Consider the following 14,794-nt stretch of genomic DNA (forward strand, 5'->3'; position numbering starts at 1 on the left):
TTTTTGCACGGCAGGCGCGTGGGATGCCGAGTCTGCGCCTTGTGTCACAGGCAGGGGGTTACTTTCGGATTACGCTAACTGGTTAACCTGTCCGATTGTTTCCCGGTGGCCCGTGGGAAACGCCTCCTGGAGCAGTGCGATCAGCCGGTCGGCGACCGTCTCGGGCGGCTTGACCGAGGCGGGGGCCTCGCCGGGGTAGGCCCGGGCGCGCATCGCGGTGCGGGTGGCGCCGGGATTGACGATGGCGACGCGCAGCCTGGAGACGCGGGCGGTTTCCTGCGCGTAGCAGTCCAGCAGGACTTCGAGCGCCGCCTTGGTCGCACCATAGGCACCCCAATAGGCGCGCGGCGCCTGCGCGACGGTGGTGGTCATGCCGATTACGCGCGGGTTCTCGCTCCTGCGCAGCAGCGGATCGAAGTTGGCGATCAGCGCCTGGCTGGCGAGCACATTGGTGGTGAGCGCCTTGTTGAAGGCGCGCTGGTCGATGTCGGCGACGCTGGTCAGCTCCGGCAGGACGGCGGCATTGATGACCAGGATGTCGAGCTTGCCCCAGCGCTGCTGGATGGCGGTGGCGAGCCGGGCGATGCCGTCGGGCTCGACAAGGTCGACCGGCGCGATCGTCGCCGCGCCGCCGGCCTGGAAGATCCGTTCCTCGACCGCTTCGAGAGCCTTGGTGTCGCGTGCCGTCAGCACCACGTGGGCGCCCTGCGCCGCCAGCGCGATCGCGGTGGCCTCGCCGATGCCCCGGCTGGCCCCGGTGACGAGCGCGACCTGTCCGTCGAATGCTCCGCTCACGCCGCGTTGCGCTCGGCTGCGAAGCGCTCGGAGAAGTCGGTCAGCTTGGTCGGGTAGTCGCCGGTGAAGCAGGCATCGCAGAACTGCGGGCACTTGTTGGCGCGTTCCGCCTCGCCGACCGCGCGGTAGAGGCCGTCGATCGAGACGAAGGCAAGGCTGTCGGCCTGGATGAAGTCGGCCATGGCCTCGGTGTCCATCGTCGCGGCCAGCAGCTTCGAGCGCTCCGGCGTGTCGACGCCGTAGAAGCACGAATGCTCGGTCGGCGGGCTGGCGATGCGCATGTGGACTTCGGCGGCGCCGGCATCGCGCATCATCTCGACGATCTTCTTCGACGTGGTGCCACGCACGATCGAATCGTCGATGAGGATGATCTTCTTGCCCTCGACCACCGCCCGGTTGGCGTTGTGCTTGCGCTTGACGTCGGCATGGCGCGCCGCGTCGCCCGGCTGGATGAAGGTGCGGCCCACGTAGTGCGAGCGGATGATCCCCAGCTCGAAGGGGATGCCCGACTGCTGGGCATAGCCGATGGCGGCGGGAACGCCGCTGTCGGGGACGGGGATCACCACGTCGGCGTCGGCGAAGGCTTCCTTGGCCAGCTCCATGCCGATCTGCTTGCGCACCTGGTAGACCGAGCGGCCGTCCATCACCGAGTCGGGGCGGGAGAAGTAGACGTGCTCGAAGATGCACGGGCGCGGGGCCGGGTTGCCGAAGGGGCGATGGCTGGAGATCGTGCCCTTGTGATCGACCTGCACCAGCTCGCCCGGCTCGATCGAGCGGATGAACTCGGCGCCGATCACGTCGAAGGCGACGGTCTCGGACGCGAACACGGTGGCATCGCCGATGCGGCCCATCACCAGCGGGCGGATCCCGAGCGGGTCGCGGCAGGCGATCATGCCCTCGGCCGTCATGCAGATCAGCGAATAGGCGCCTTCCACCATGCGCAGCGCGTCGACGAAGCGGTCGAGCAGGGTGGGGTAGCGGCTGGTCGCGACCAGATGAATGATGACCTCGGTGTCCGAGGTCGACTGGAAGATCGAGCCCTTGGACACGAGGTCGCGCTTGAGCGTCATCGCGTTCGAGATGTTGCCGTTGTGCGCGATCGAGAAGCCACCCTCGGCCAGGTCCGCGAAGAGCGGCTGGACGTTGCGCAGGCCGGAGCCGCCGGTGGTGGCGTAGCGCACGTGGCCGGAGGCCATCGTGCCCGGCAGGGTGTCCAGCTCCTTCTGGCTGAACACCTGCGCGACGTGGCCGATGCCGCGATGCGAGTGGAACTCGGACCCGGAGAAGCTCGTTATGCCGACCGCTTCCTGCCCGCGGTGCTGGAGGGAATGGAGCCCGGCGGCCGCGATGTTCGCAGCCTCGCGGGCGCCGATAACGCCGAAGATGCCGCACTCTTCGCGCAGCTTGTCCCCGTCGGCGTCACGGAAGGGGTGTGTCATGTTCATGGATTCATCCAGCCCGCTGGCGCGTCAGAACGCGACGCGCATTTGGCTGCGATCGCGCCGAAAAGCAAGGGGGAAGGGTGGCCCTTGCGGCAGGACGCATGGCCCCGATGGTCCCCTGCACCTGTGCCGTGACGGGACGATGACGGCGCTGCCGAACCTGGCCGGCAAGGCGGGCGCCGGCACCGTCGCGCGAAGGAGGGCGGGCTCGGGCGGGAACCCGTCAGCGGCTCGCGGCTTTTTCGGGTTCTTGCGAACTGGCCGGCCGGCGCGCCGCTTGCCAGCGCGCGGTCATCCCCGTAATGCCGGGCTCGCCCTGCCGATCACAGACGGACCCGTCGCTTGATCCTATCCCCTTTCGAATGGACGATCGCCAAGCGCTACATGCTGCCTGGCAAGGGCGAGCGCTTCATCGCCCTGGTCGCCGGAATCAGTCTCGTCGCGGTCATGCTCGGGGTTGCGGCGCTGGTCATCGTCATGAGCGTGATGAACGGCTTTCGCGCCGAGCTGTTCGACAAGATCGTCAACCTCAACGGCCACGCCATCATCCAGGCCTATGGCGGCCGTCTCGACGACTGGCAGCGCGTGCTGGAGGACGTGCGCCGCACGCCCGGCGTCACGCGCGCCTCGCCGCTGATCGAGCAGCCGCTGCTCGCCAGCTTCAACGGCCGGGTGGAGGCGATCCTGGTGCGCGGCAACACGCCGCAGGACATCGGGCGCATCCAGGACAAGCTGAAGGCGGGCAACCTCGCCGAGCTCAGGCCGCAGAGCGACAACGTCGCGATCGGCTCGCAGCTCGCGCAGAACCTGGGCGCGCAAGTGGGCGACGTCATCACCATCATCAACCCGCAGGGACGCTCGACCCCGTTCGGGACGGTGCCGCGGCAGATCGCCTACCGGGTGGCGGCGATCTTCGAGATCGGCGTCTACGACTACGACAACGCCTTCGTCGTGATGCCGATGAAGGACGCGCAGACGCTGCTGCTCACCGGCGATTCGATCGGCATGATCGAGGTGACCACCGAGAACCCTGACCGGGTGGGCGAGATCCTCGCGCCGCTGCAGCGCCAGCTGTCCGGCCGGGCCGTGGTGACCGACTGGAAGACCATCAACTCGTCGCTGTTCGAGGCGCTGGCGGTGGAGCGCGTGGCGATGTTCGTGGTGCTCTCGATCATCGTGCTGGTGGCGGTGTTCAACATCCTCTCCTCGCTCATCATGCTGGTGCGCGCCAAAACCCGCGACATCGCGATCCTGCGCACGATGGGGGCGACGCGGCACTCGCTGCTCAAGGTCTTCGTCACCGCCGGCTTCTGCATCGGGGCGATGGGGACGGTGGCCGGGCTGCTGCTGGGCTTCGTGTTCCTCTACTTCCGCCAGCCGATCGTGCATGCGGTGGAGATCCTCACCGGCCAGAACCTGTGGGACCCCTCGATCCGCTTCTTGACCGAGCTTCCCGCCCGCTCCGACCCGGTGGAGATCGCCACGATCAGCGTGATGGCGCTCGTCTTCAGCTTCCTGGCCACGCTCTACCCCGCCTACAAGGCGGCGAGCACCGATCCCGTGCAGGTCCTGCGCTATGAATGAGGCCGTCCCGGCATCCACCAGCGGACCCGTCGTCCGCCTGACCGCGGTCACCCGCAGCTTCGAGCAGGGCGGCGTGCGCATCGACGTGCTGCGCGGCGTGGACCTGGAGGTCCGCCCCGGCGAGATCGTGGCGCTGCTCGGCCCCTCGGGTTCGGGCAAGTCGACGATGCTCCAGGCCATCGGGCTGCTGGAAGGCGGCTTCGGCGGGCGGATCGAGATCGCCGGCATCGACGCCAGCAAGCTGGGCAAGGACCAGCGGGCGGCGGTGCGGCGCGACCACATCGGCTTCGTCTACCAGTTCCACCACCTCCTGCCCGATTTCAACGCGATCGAGAACGTGGTGCTGCCCCAGCTCATCACCGGCAAGCCGCGCGAGGCGTGCGAGGCACGGGCCCGCGAACTGCTCGAGGCGCTCGCCCTGGGGCAGCGGCTGGAGCACCGGCCGAGCAAGCTGTCCGGTGGCGAGCAGCAGCGCGTGGCCGTGGCCCGTGCGCTGGCCAACCGGCCGCACCTGGTCCTGGCCGACGAGCCTACCGGCAACCTCGACGAGGCGACCGCGGACCGGGTCTTCGCGCAGTTCGTGCAGCTGGTGCGCGGTGAAGGCAGCGCCGCGCTGGTCGCCACGCACAACGAGCGCCTCGCCGCGGCGATGGACCGCGTCGTGCGCCTGCATGACGGGGTGCTGACCTAGGAATGGCGGAACCGGCGTTGACCTCAGGCTTTTCGGTACCCACATCGAATGTGCCAGGTTGAACAGAAAAGGACATCGCCGATGAGCGACACCCCGTCCACCATCGAAGCCAGCGAGACTTCGTCGCGGAGCTACCCCTGGGACGATACGGCCGACCTCCATAGGTGCGAGGACGGCGGCGGGCTGTTCCACAACTTCAAGACGATCCGCAGCGGCACCGTGGCCGAGCTGATCCGCTTCGTGATGGGCATGCCCGAGGAGCGGCAGGACGACTATGCGATCGAGAAGGCGGGCGACCACACGCTGCGCATCGGCGAGATCCGCAACCTCTTCCGCCGCGCCGACTTCCCCGCGGCATGAGCGGCGACCCGCGCACCATCGCGGACTTTACCGCGACCCTGCCCAATGGTGAGGCCACCAGCCTGGCCGACCGGCTGGGGAAGGTGGTGCTGGTCGTCAACACCGCCAGCAAGTGCGGCTTCACGCCGCAGTACAAGGGCCTGGAGGCGCTCTGGCGGCAGTACGGGGACCGCGGGTTCGAAGTGATCGCCTTCCCCTGCAACCAGTTCGGCGGTCAGGAGCCCGGCGACGCGGACGAGATCGCCTCGTTCTGCGAGGTGAACTTCGGCCTGTCGTTTCCGCTGATGGGCAAGGTCGACGTCAACGGCGCCGGCACCACGCCCTTGTACGACTGGCTCAAGAGCCAGGCGCCCGGTGTGCTGGGTTCCAAGGCGATCAAGTGGAACTTCACCAAGTTCCTGATCGACCGGGAGGGCAAGGTGGTGCGCCGCTATGCGCCGACCGACAAGCCGGAAGCGATCGCGAAGGACATCGAGAAGCTGCTCTGACGTCCCGCCGGGGCCTCGGCGCCCCAGTGATCCGGCCCCCAGTGAGCCGCGCTCAGCGGCGGCGCGCCGCGCGGCGCTCGACGGCAGCGCGCAAGGCGGTGGCGGAGCCCTCGCTGGCGGCAAAGGCCGCCACGTCGGCCCCGGGCGCGGACTTACCCCCCGATACCACCACGTAGCGGTCGCGGCCCTGGCGCTTGGCCAAGTAGAGCGCGTTGTCCGCCGCCGCGAAGATCGCATGGGGCTCGGCGCCGGGTACGGCCACGGCCACCCCGATGCTGATCGTGCAGCGCCGCGAGACTTCCCCCTGAACATGCGCGCGGGCGGCGAAGGCTTCGCGCATCATCTCCGCCCGCGCCGCGACCAGGTCCTGCGTCCCGGCGACGATGATCCCGGCGAACTCCTCGCCGCCGATGCGGAACACGTTGGCACTGCCGAAGACCTCCTGCGCCACCGTCGCGGCGCCGACGATGACGAGGTCGCCGAAGCCGTGGCCCAACTCGTCGTTCACGGCCTTGAAGTGGTCGATGTCGAGCACGGCGACGGCGGTGCAGGACCCGTTGGGTCCTTCGCTTGCAAGCCGCGCCATGCGGGCGTCGAAGGCACGGCGATTGCCGATGCCGGTGAGCGGGTCGATCGAGGCGAGGCGATAGTGCTGCGCCGCCAGCTGCTCGCGCCCCAGCGCGGTCATGAACACGCCCAGCAGCAGCCCTTCCAGGACCAGCAGGAAGTTGAACAGCGCGATCGTCCAGACTTGCGGCTCGCCCGGCCCGAACGGAGCCGGCAGCGTCAGCGAGAGCGGCGCGCGGGCCAGCTCGAAGGCGCAGAAGCCTGCAAAGATCCAGCGCAGCGTCCGCGCCGACGGCAGCTGCGGGTTGCGCATACGCGCGAACTCCCGTGCGGCCAGGCCGTTGAAGCCGGCGAACAGGAGGGTGCGGGGCAGCATGCGCAGTTCGGGCCAGTGGCCCTCGGCCGCGACGGTGCAGGAGAACAGGAGCACCGCCAGGCAGGGCGCCAGCATGGCAAGGGGCCGCGGGGTACGCCCCGCCATGACCCGCGCGGCTAGCCAGGCCGATCCATAGACAAGGGTGAGCGCGAACCACCCCAGACGCAGGCCCCACGGCCCGGGCACCAGCTCCGGCCACGTCAGCAACACGCCCGCCGGCACCGCGACGCCGAAGGGGGCGAACAGCCAGCGCCGCTGCGTGGGACGTCCGTCCTCCAGCCACGAGAGCAGGACGGCGATGCACATGATCGCGCCCAGCACCGTGCTGCACGCGGCGATCGTCGTCATGTCCGGGGCGGGCAAGGCGCTCATCCGCGCTCCCGCGAGTGCGGTGCTCGGCCCAGTGCTGCTCGCTGTTTCCGCACGCGCCTTCCTGCCCCAACCCGGTTTTCCGGTGACCGAATGTTAACCATCTGACGGCGCGAGCAAAGCGCCGCATTCTGTACTATAGGGCAAGGGTGTTAACGCTTTATACGTGAGAGTACAGCGAGGTCTTCGGCCTCCTCAGGCAGGTCCGGCCGGGCGCCGGGCTATCCACGGCGTTCTGCCGCTGCGCCCTTGATCGGGCATGGGTCCAGTGCCTAGATTTCCGCGATGTCCCATGCCCCCTTCGTTCCGCTTCGCATCTTCTCCAGCTTCACCATGCTGGACGGCGCGATCGACCCGAAGGCGATCGCCAAGCTGGCGAAGGAGCGCCGCTTCCCCGCCGCCGCGATCTGCGACCGCAACGGCCTCTACGGCGCCCCCACCTTCGCCGCCGCCTGCAAGGGGGCGGGCGTGCAGCCCGTCGTCGGCACCTTCCTGGCGATCTGCCGTCCCGGCGCGGTGGCGCAGGGGCTGGAGCGGATGATCGACTGGATCGCGCTCTTCGCGCAGAACGAGGCGGGCTGGCTCAACTTGTGCCACCACGTCAGCCGCGCGCATCTCGACCGTCCGCTGGAGCTCGACCCGCATGTCGAGCTCGAATCGCTGCGCGGCCATACGGACGGGCTGATCTGCCTCACCGGTGGCAACGAGGGCGCGCTCGCGCGGCTCTATGCCGCCGGCCGGCACGAGCAGGCCGAAAGCTACTGCGACACGCTGCAGGCGCTCTTCGGAGACCGCCTCTACATCGAGATCACCCGCACCGGCGAGCCCGAGGAGGACGAAAGCGAGGAGGACCTGATCGCGCTCGCCTACCAGCGCGAGATCCCGCTGGTGGCCTCCAATCCCGCGCAGTACGCGGAGAAGCAGTTCCACCCGGCCCATGACGCCATGCTGTGCATCGCCAACTCGACGCAGGTGGACGCGGCGGATCGCCCGCGCTCCTCCTCCGAGCGCTGGGTGAAGCCGGCCGCGGACATGGCGGAGCTGTTCGCCGATCTGCCCGAGGCGCTGGCGAACACGTTGGTGGTCGCGCAGCGCTGCGCCTACGCGCCGCCCAAGCGCAAGCCGTTGCTCCCCAGCCTTGCCGGCGACCGCGAAGGCGAGGCGCGCATGCTCGCCGACGATTCCCGTCGCGGTCTGGCGCGGCGGCTGACGCCCTACTGGCCCGAGGTCGGCGAGGAGGAGCTCGACGCCGCGATGGCCCTGCAGGGGGACGAGCGCCGTGCCGCCTGGGAAGCCCTGCGCGAGCGGGGGGTGACCGAGGACTTCCTCGAATATGCCGAGCGGCTCGACTTCGAGACGCGGATCATCGTCGGCATGGGATTCCCCGGCTACTTCCTGATCGTTGCCGACTTCATCAAGTGGGCCAAGGACAACGGCATTCCGGTGGGCCCTGGCCGCGGCTCGGGCGCCGGGTCGCTGGTCGCCTGGGCGCTGACCATCACCGACCTCGACCCGCTCCGGCTGGGCCTGCTGTTCGAACGCTTCCTCAACCCGGAACGCGTCTCGATGCCCGACTTCGACATCGACTTCTGCGAAACCCGTCGCGGCGAGGTGATCCGCTACGTCCAGAAGAAGTACGGGCACGACCACGTCGCGCAGATCATCACCTTCGGCAAGATGAAGGCCCGCGCCGTGCTGCGCGACTGCGGGCGCATCCTGCAGATGGGCTACGGCCGGGTCGATTCGCTGTGCAAGATGGTCCCCAACCATCCCACCGACCCCTGGACGCTCACCGAGGCGATCCACGGGCGCAAGGCGCACGGCGTCACCAAGGACCCGCCGGTGGCCGAGTTCCGGCGCGAGTACGACACCGACCCGGAAGTGCGCCGGCTGGTCGACCTCGCGGTGCAGCTGGAAGGACTGCCGCGCAACTCGTCCACCCACGCTGCGGGCGTGGTCATCGGCGACCGCCCGCTCGCCAAGCTGATCCCGCTCTATCGCGATCCGCGTTCCGACATGCCGGTGACGCAGTTCGACATGAAGTATGTCGAGGACACCGGGCTCGTGAAGTTCGACTTCCTCGGCCTCAAGACCTTGTCGGTGCTGCGCAAGGCCTGCGACCTGCTGGAGCGGCGGGGCGTCAGCATCAACCTCTCGACCCTCGGCTGGGACGATCCCGCGGTCTACGAACTGCTCAAGCGCGGCGACACCGTGGGGGTGTTCCAGCTGGAATCGGAAGGCATGCGCCGCACCCTGGCGGCGGTGAAGCCGACCAACTTCGGCGACATCATCGCGCTCGTCTCGCTCTATCGGCCAGGCCCGATGGACAACATCCCGCTGTTCGGCCAGCGCAAGAACGGCCTCGCCCCCATCGAGTATCCGCACGACAAGCTGGCCGGGATCCTGGGCGAGACCTACGGCATCTTCGTCTACCAGGAGCAGGTCATGCAGGCCGCGCAGATCCTGGCGGGCTACTCGCTGGGCGATGCCGACCTTCTGCGCCGCGCGATGGGCAAGAAGGTCCAGGCCGAAATGGACAAGCAGCGCCAGCGCTTCGTCGACGGCTGCAAGGAGCACTCGGACATCGCGCCCGACAAGGCGAACGAGCTGTTCGACCTGATCGACAAGTTCGCCGGCTACGGCTTCAACAAGAGCCACGCCGCGGCCTATGCCCTGCTGGCCTACCACACCGCCTGGTTCAAGGCGCACTACCCGCACGAATTCTACGCCGCGGCCATGTGCTTCGACATGCACCAGTCCGAAAAGCTGGCGATCTTCGTCGACGACGCGCGCCGCAACGGGATCGAACTGGCGCCGCCCGACATCAACCGCTCCGAGGCCGAGTTCATCGTCGAGGAGACGGCCGAGAGTCATGCGGTCCGCTATGCGCTCGCCGGGATCCGCAACGTGGGCGAGAAGGCGATGGACGCCATCGTCGCCGAGCGGCAGGCGAACGGCCCGTTCGAGAGCCTGGACGACGTGTTTCGCCGCGCCCCCGCCGGCTCGATGAACCGCCGGCAGCTGGAAAGTCTCGCCGCCGCGGGGGCCTTCGACGCGCTCGAGCCCAACCGCGCCAAAGTGCTGGCGAACGCTGACACGCTGCTGGCCGAGGCCGATCGCTCCTCGCGCGAGCGCAACTCCAGCCAGCACGGCCTGTTCGGCGGCGAGGAGCACGCCGAGCAGGGGCTGCGGCTGGTCGAGGCCGAGCGCTGGGACCGCGCCGAGCAGATGACCAAGGAGCGCGAGACCTTCGGCTTCTACTTCGCCGCCCACCCGGTGGAGCAGTACCGCGCGGTGGCCTCGGCCAACGGCGCGCGGACTTACGGCAACCTCATGGCCGGGGGCGCCGGCGGCCGCACCGGCGCGGTGATGGCGGCGATGGTGGAGGGCGTCCAGAAGCGCAAGACGCGCAAGGGCAAGGACTTCGTCATGGCCGACTTCTCGGACCAGTCGGGCAACTTCTCCGCCTCCTGCTTCGAGGAGAGCCTCGTCGAGAACTTCGTGAAGTGGGCGCGCGAGGGGGCCTGCGTGCTGCTCAATGTCGAGCTCGATTCGCCCAGCCCCGAGGAACCCCCGCGCGTCACCGTGCGCGGCGCCCGTCCGCTCGCCGAGGTGAAGGCCGACGCGCGCATGGTGCTCAAGCTCGACATCGACCGGATCGAGGCGGTGCAGGAACTGGCGCTGCTCATGCGCCCGGGTGCGCGCGGCGCCGGCGAGGTGATCGCCACCCTGGTCCTGCCGGACGGTCGCCGCCAGGCCGTGCGCCTCGGCCGCGATTTCGCGCTCGAAGGCGAGTTCGCGGAACAGCTCCAGAGCATCGCCGGCATCAGCAACGTCTCACTCACCGCCAAGCGCGGCCCCGAGCGCGTGGCGATGGCGGCCTAGGACAGCGGGGGGCAGCGCCAAAGGGCCAGCCCGGCGCAGCCGGCCCCGTGGCGACGGTTACTTCTCGGTGCTGACCGCGTCCTGGGCGGCGTCGCCCACCTTGGTGGCGGCGTTGCCCACGTCGCTGGCCGCCTCGGCGACCGCGTTGTCCTTGGCGACTTCGCTGTTCTGGCTGAACAGGTAGATGCCGCCGATCACGACCACCAGCAGGATGAGCGCCATGATGATGCCCATGCCGCTGCCCGAAGAGCGGTTCTCGTGGATGACGGTGGTATGCGTCGTGGCGGGGTCCGCCGGACGCTGGGTAGTCACGGTTTCGTCGACCATCTCTGCGACTCCTTTCCCAACAGGATGCACCCCGCAACGCACGGGGCGCGTCCGGGTTGCGCCCCGCCTCAGCGGTCGCGGTAGAGCGGCTGTCGCTTCTCGCGAAAGGCGGCGACGCCTTCAGCGAAGTCCTCGCTCATGAGCATCATCACCTGCTGCCGGTCCTCCACCGCCATGGCGTCGGCCAGCGAGCGCGCATCGAGGTTGCGGTTGATCGCATCCTTGGTGAGCCGCAGCCCCATGGGCGCGTTGGCGGCCATTTCCTCCGCCAGCTCCAGCCCGGCCCCGAGCAGGTCCTCGGCCGGCACGATACGGCTCAGCAGTCCGCACGAGAGCGCCCGTTCCGCGGTCATGAAGCGGCCGGTCAACATGTACTCTGAGGCGACCGAGGCGCCGACCAGGCGGGGGAGGAAGTAGCTGCAGCCCAGGTCGCAGCCGCCCAGGCCGACCTTGATGTAGGCCGCGTTCATCCTGAGGTCGGGCGTGCCGAGGCGCACGTCGCTCGCCAGCAGGAGCGAGAACCCCGCCCCGCAGGCGGCGCCGTTGCCGAGCCCGACGATCGGCTGCGGGCAGGCGCGCATCAGCTCCAGCAGCCCGGCGATGGCGCGCTGCAGCCGCCAGAAATGCTGCAGCTGCCCGCGCTCGGGGTCCTGTGCCCAGCCGCCGAGATCGAGCCCGGCGCAGAACGCGCGCCCCTCCGCGCGCAGGACCACCACGCGCACCTCGGTCCGTTCGGGCAGGGCGGCGAAGTAGTCCCGCAAGGCGAAAGTCATCGCCTCGTCGAAGGTGTTCAGCGCCTGCGGGCGGTTGAGCGTGACGATGTCCACGGCTTCGCGCCGTTCGACGCGGATCGGATCTGCGGCCATGCCTTGCCATAGCCGCCGCCCGCCCGCGCGCCCAATCACCTTGCGGCAATTGCGCTTGCTCACAGCAGCGAGAGTTGCCCGTCCACCGAGGGCCGCCGGAACTGCGTGCAATCGAGCGCGACCTGCGGCCCGGTCATGCCCAGCCGCGCCGCCGCGACGCGGAAGCGGCGGCGGAACAGGTCGGCCCAGACGCCCTGCGGCTTCATGCGGCTGAAGAAGTCGGGGTCGTTGTCCCGCCCGCCGCGGATCGAGCGGATCGTCGCCATGACCTTGCCCGCGCGTTCGGGGAAGTGGGTGTCGAGCCATTCGCGGAACAGCGGCGCGACTTCGTGGGGCAGCCGGATCACGATCCAGCTCGCCGCGCGAACGCCGCGGCCGGCGGCCTCGGCCATGATCGCTTCCATGAAGCTGTCGGTGATGGAGGGGATGACCGGCGCGACCGAGACATGGACCGGGACTCCTGCGGCCGCGAGGCGCCCGAGCGCCTCCATCCGCTTCGCCGGAGAGGCCGCGCGCGGCTCCAGCGTCTGCGACAGGCGCGCGTCGAGGCTGGTGATGGAGATGCCGACGTGCACCAGGTTGCGCCGGGCCAGCGCCTCGATGAGGTCGAGGTCGCGCAGCACCCGGTCGGACTTGGTGGTGATCGTCACCGGGTGGCCCGTCTCCAGGCACAGCTCCAGCACGGCGCGGGTGATGCGATAGCGCGCCTCGATCGGCTGGTAGGGATCGGTGTTGGTGCCCATCGCGATCGGCGCGGGCTTGTAGCCCGGCTTCGCCAGCGTCGCGCGCAGCAGCGCCGCCGCGGCCGGTTTGGCGAACAGCCGGGTCTCGAAGTCGAGCCCGGGCGAGAGGTCGTGATAGGCATGCGTCGGCCGCGCGAAGCAGTAGATGCACCCATGCTCGCAGCCGCGATAGGCGTTCACCGAGCGGTCGAAGGGCACGTCGGGGGACTGGTTGAACGAGAGGATCGAGCGCGGGTGCTCCTCGGTCACCGTCGTCAGGGGATGCCGTGCGGGCCCGTCGATCGCTTCGGCGGCGTCGAGCCAGTCGCCGTCCGCCTCGCGCGCGGGCAGGTGGAAGCGCGCGCTGGTCGCGCCACTGACTGCACCTCTGCCCTTCCATGGCTTCATGATGCGGAACATACAGCGAACAAAAGTCTGGCGCGAGTCCTTTCTGGCGGGCCCGGTTGATCTTCCGCCGCCGCACCCCTAGGCCGGTCGCAAAGGGGAACACGATGGCAGGCGCAGCGCGCAGGGTCGGAGCCGAGACGTCCGCGACGCGGGCGCTCATCATCGCGGCCACCAACCAGTTGATCCGGGACGAGGGCTACGCCGCCGTCAGCAGCCGCCGGGTGGCGGCGCGGGCCGGGCTCAAGCCCTCGCTGGTGCACTACTATTTCCCCACCACCGACGACCTGCTGGTCGCCGTCTCGCGGCAGGGCGCGGAGGAAAGCGATCGCATGATCGAGGCCGCGCTCGCCTCGGACGATCCGCTGCGCGCCTTGTGGGACTTCTTCATCGACACCAGCCGGACGGCCATGGCGCTGGAGTTCATGGCGCTGGCCAACCACCGGCCGGCCGTGCGCGCCTACATGGCCGAGCACAGCGAGGAGATGCGCGCCCGCCAGGTGGGGATCCTCAGGCACATCCTGGGCGACCGCGCGGAGCGGCTCGCCGGCTTCGACCCCGCCGGGCTCAGCGTCGTGCTCGCCGGGATCGGACGGGCCATCGTGATGGAGGAGGGGCTGGGCGTGCGCACCGGCCATGCCGAGGCCCGGCGCATCGTCGAAGGGTGGCTGGAGACCCTGGCACCCCGTGCCGGACACGTCGCCTGACTGGCCGCCTGAGTTGCCGCCCGACATACCGCGCCGGCGCTGATTGACCGCTCCCGCGGAACGAAGCGTCCATGGCGGATTGATTCTTCCGCGCCCATGGCGAAGAACGTGGTAACAGCGTTCTCGTACAGGAACCTTGGGAGACATACCATGTCGGTCGACACCGCGACCCTGCTCAGGGCAGAGCACATCAAGCCGAAGATCGGCAGCCGCATCCTCAACACCAAGGAGGAGCTCCTTTCGGGCGAACTCGCCGGCGCGCTCCGCGAAGAGCTGGAAGCGCGCGGCATCCTGGTCTTTCCGCAGATCCACTTCGACGATGCGGAGCAGATCGCCTTCACCAAGACCCTCGGCGTCTATGCGCCCGAGGGGCCGGACGGCGGGCCGAGCAAGATCACGCTCGACGTCAAGGAGAACCCCAGCAGCGCCGAGTACCTGAAGGGCTCGCTCTACTGGCACATCGACGGCACCCGCAACGAGGTTCCCATCCTGGCCTCGCTGCTCTCGTGCAAGGTGCCCAGCCCCAAGGGCACCGGCAACACCGGCTTCTCCAACACTTATGCCGCCTACGAAGCGCTGTCGGACGAGGACAAGGCCTACTACGAAGACCTGCGCGTGGTGCACGGCCCCTGGGCCTCGCTGTTCTACTACGAGCCGGAGCCGAGCCTCGCCAAGCTCAAGGGCATGCAGGGCATCGGCGAGAAGGTGCTGCCGCTGGTGTGGAAGCATGCGTCGGGCCGCAAGTCGCTCGTGCTCGGCTGCACCTGCCACCATGTCGAGGGCGTCGACCATCTCGAAAGCGCCCGGATCATCCACGGCTTGCGCGAATGGGCGACCAGCGAAGATTTCACCTACAGCCACGAGTGGGAAGTGGGCGACCTGGTGATCTGGGACAACACCGGCACCATGCACCGCGCCGAAGCCTACGATCCCACCTGCGGCCGCATGATGCACCGCACCAAGCTGGAAGGCGAGGAGCCCTGGACCTTCGGCTGAGCCTTTCCGCGGGAGAGTGGAGCCGGGGCTGCGACAGGCTCAGCCTGAGCGGATGAGGGATTCATCAGTCGGCGCGTCGGTGAGCGGCTGGTGATAGACCTCAGCGAGGGGGGCTAGGCACGCCGCGGGTGGTTCAAATTGGCGGAGGGGTCGCGTGTCCACGCGCGCCCCAGCTCGCCCGCTCATCCTGAGCCTGTCGAAGGGTGGCGAACCC

Annotated in this window: 13 protein-coding genes; 7 read left to right on the top strand and 6 right to left on the bottom strand. The window is 69.1% G+C overall.

From position 1 onward, the window contains the following. Positions 1-69: 69 nt before the first annotated feature. Together ACFFJC_RS14650 and purF are read right to left on the bottom strand one after the other, a co-directional pair. Entirely contained in the window at positions 70-795 is a 726-nt protein-coding gene (locus ACFFJC_RS14650; protein ID WP_379488219.1) for an SDR family NAD(P)-dependent oxidoreductase, read from the bottom strand. Beyond that, positions 792-2,240: an amidophosphoribosyltransferase gene (gene purF, locus ACFFJC_RS14655; RefSeq protein ID WP_379488220.1), complete on the bottom strand. Its 1,449-nt coding sequence runs from the start codon at positions 2,238-2,240 to the stop codon at positions 792-794. The genes ACFFJC_RS14650 and purF overlap by 4 nt, the downstream gene beginning before the upstream one ends. A gap of 339 nt (positions 2,241-2,579) precedes the next feature. Between purF and ACFFJC_RS14660 the strand changes: the two genes are divergently transcribed. The 4 genes from ACFFJC_RS14660 (at position 2,580) to ACFFJC_RS14675 (ending at position 5,360) form a co-directional block, all read left to right on the top strand. Continuing rightward, positions 2,580-3,821, top strand: a complete 1,242-nt coding sequence (locus ACFFJC_RS14660; RefSeq protein ID WP_379488221.1) for a lipoprotein-releasing ABC transporter permease subunit — start codon at positions 2,580-2,582, stop codon at positions 3,819-3,821. Beyond that, positions 3,814-4,512, top strand: a complete 699-nt coding sequence (locus tag ACFFJC_RS14665) for an ABC transporter ATP-binding protein (RefSeq protein ID WP_379488222.1) — start codon at positions 3,814-3,816, stop codon at positions 4,510-4,512. Before ACFFJC_RS14660 ends, ACFFJC_RS14665 begins: the two co-directional genes overlap by 8 nt. An 81-nt stretch (positions 4,513-4,593) precedes the next feature. Further along, positions 4,594-4,872 (top strand): hypothetical protein, encoded by a 279-nt coding sequence (locus ACFFJC_RS14670; RefSeq protein ID WP_379488223.1) that lies wholly within the window; start codon positions 4,594-4,596, stop codon positions 4,870-4,872. After that, positions 4,869-5,360 (top strand): glutathione peroxidase, encoded by a 492-nt coding sequence (locus ACFFJC_RS14675; RefSeq protein WP_379488224.1) that lies wholly within the window; start codon positions 4,869-4,871, stop codon positions 5,358-5,360. Before ACFFJC_RS14670 ends, ACFFJC_RS14675 begins: the two co-directional genes overlap by 4 nt. Before the next feature lie 52 nt (positions 5,361-5,412). On the opposite strand, the gene ACFFJC_RS14680 is transcribed toward ACFFJC_RS14675, so the two are convergent. Further along, positions 5,413-6,675 carry a GGDEF domain-containing protein gene (locus ACFFJC_RS14680; protein WP_379488225.1) on the bottom strand — a complete coding sequence of 421 codons (1,263 nt, stop codon included), beginning with the start codon at positions 6,673-6,675 and terminating at the stop codon, positions 5,413-5,415. A 282-nt stretch (positions 6,676-6,957) separates the two neighbouring features. Between ACFFJC_RS14680 and dnaE the strand changes: the two genes are divergently transcribed. Next, a complete protein-coding gene (gene dnaE, locus ACFFJC_RS14685) occupies positions 6,958-10,557 on the top strand; it encodes a DNA polymerase III subunit alpha (protein ID WP_379488226.1) in 3,600 nt (1,199 codons plus the stop codon). A gap of 57 nt (positions 10,558-10,614) precedes the next feature. Here dnaE and ACFFJC_RS14690 read toward each other — a convergent pair whose 3' ends face one another. The 3 genes from ACFFJC_RS14690 to ACFFJC_RS14700 form a co-directional block, all read right to left on the bottom strand. Beyond that, complete coding sequence (locus ACFFJC_RS14690; RefSeq protein ID WP_379488227.1) at positions 10,615-10,884, bottom strand: hypothetical protein; 270 nt, start codon at positions 10,882-10,884, stop codon at positions 10,615-10,617. Between the two features lie 68 nt (positions 10,885-10,952). Continuing rightward, on the bottom strand, positions 10,953-11,750 hold the full coding sequence (locus ACFFJC_RS14695; RefSeq protein ID WP_379488228.1) for an enoyl-CoA hydratase/isomerase family protein: 798 nt from the start codon (positions 11,748-11,750) through the stop codon (positions 10,953-10,955). A 59-nt stretch (positions 11,751-11,809) separates the two neighbouring features. Next, the gene (locus ACFFJC_RS14700; protein ID WP_379488229.1) at positions 11,810-12,880 is read right to left on the bottom strand and encodes a PA0069 family radical SAM protein; all 1,071 of its coding nucleotides are present in this window, start codon (positions 12,878-12,880) and stop codon (positions 11,810-11,812) included. Positions 12,881-12,984: 104 nt separating this feature from the next. On the opposite strand from ACFFJC_RS14700, the gene ACFFJC_RS14705 reads away from it, so the two are divergent. Together ACFFJC_RS14705 and ACFFJC_RS14710 are read left to right on the top strand one after the other, a co-directional pair. After that, positions 12,985-13,584: a TetR/AcrR family transcriptional regulator gene (locus ACFFJC_RS14705; protein ID WP_379488230.1), complete on the top strand. Its 600-nt coding sequence runs from the start codon at positions 12,985-12,987 to the stop codon at positions 13,582-13,584. A gap of 150 nt (positions 13,585-13,734) precedes the next feature. Further along, positions 13,735-14,580 (top strand): TauD/TfdA dioxygenase family protein, encoded by an 846-nt coding sequence (locus tag ACFFJC_RS14710; RefSeq protein ID WP_379488231.1) that lies wholly within the window; start codon positions 13,735-13,737, stop codon positions 14,578-14,580. Positions 14,581-14,794: the final 214 nt, after the last annotated feature.

Source organism: Novosphingobium soli, assembly GCF_042432915.1.
Taxonomy (GTDB): Bacteria; Pseudomonadota; Alphaproteobacteria; order Sphingomonadales; family Sphingomonadaceae; genus Novosphingobium; species Novosphingobium soli.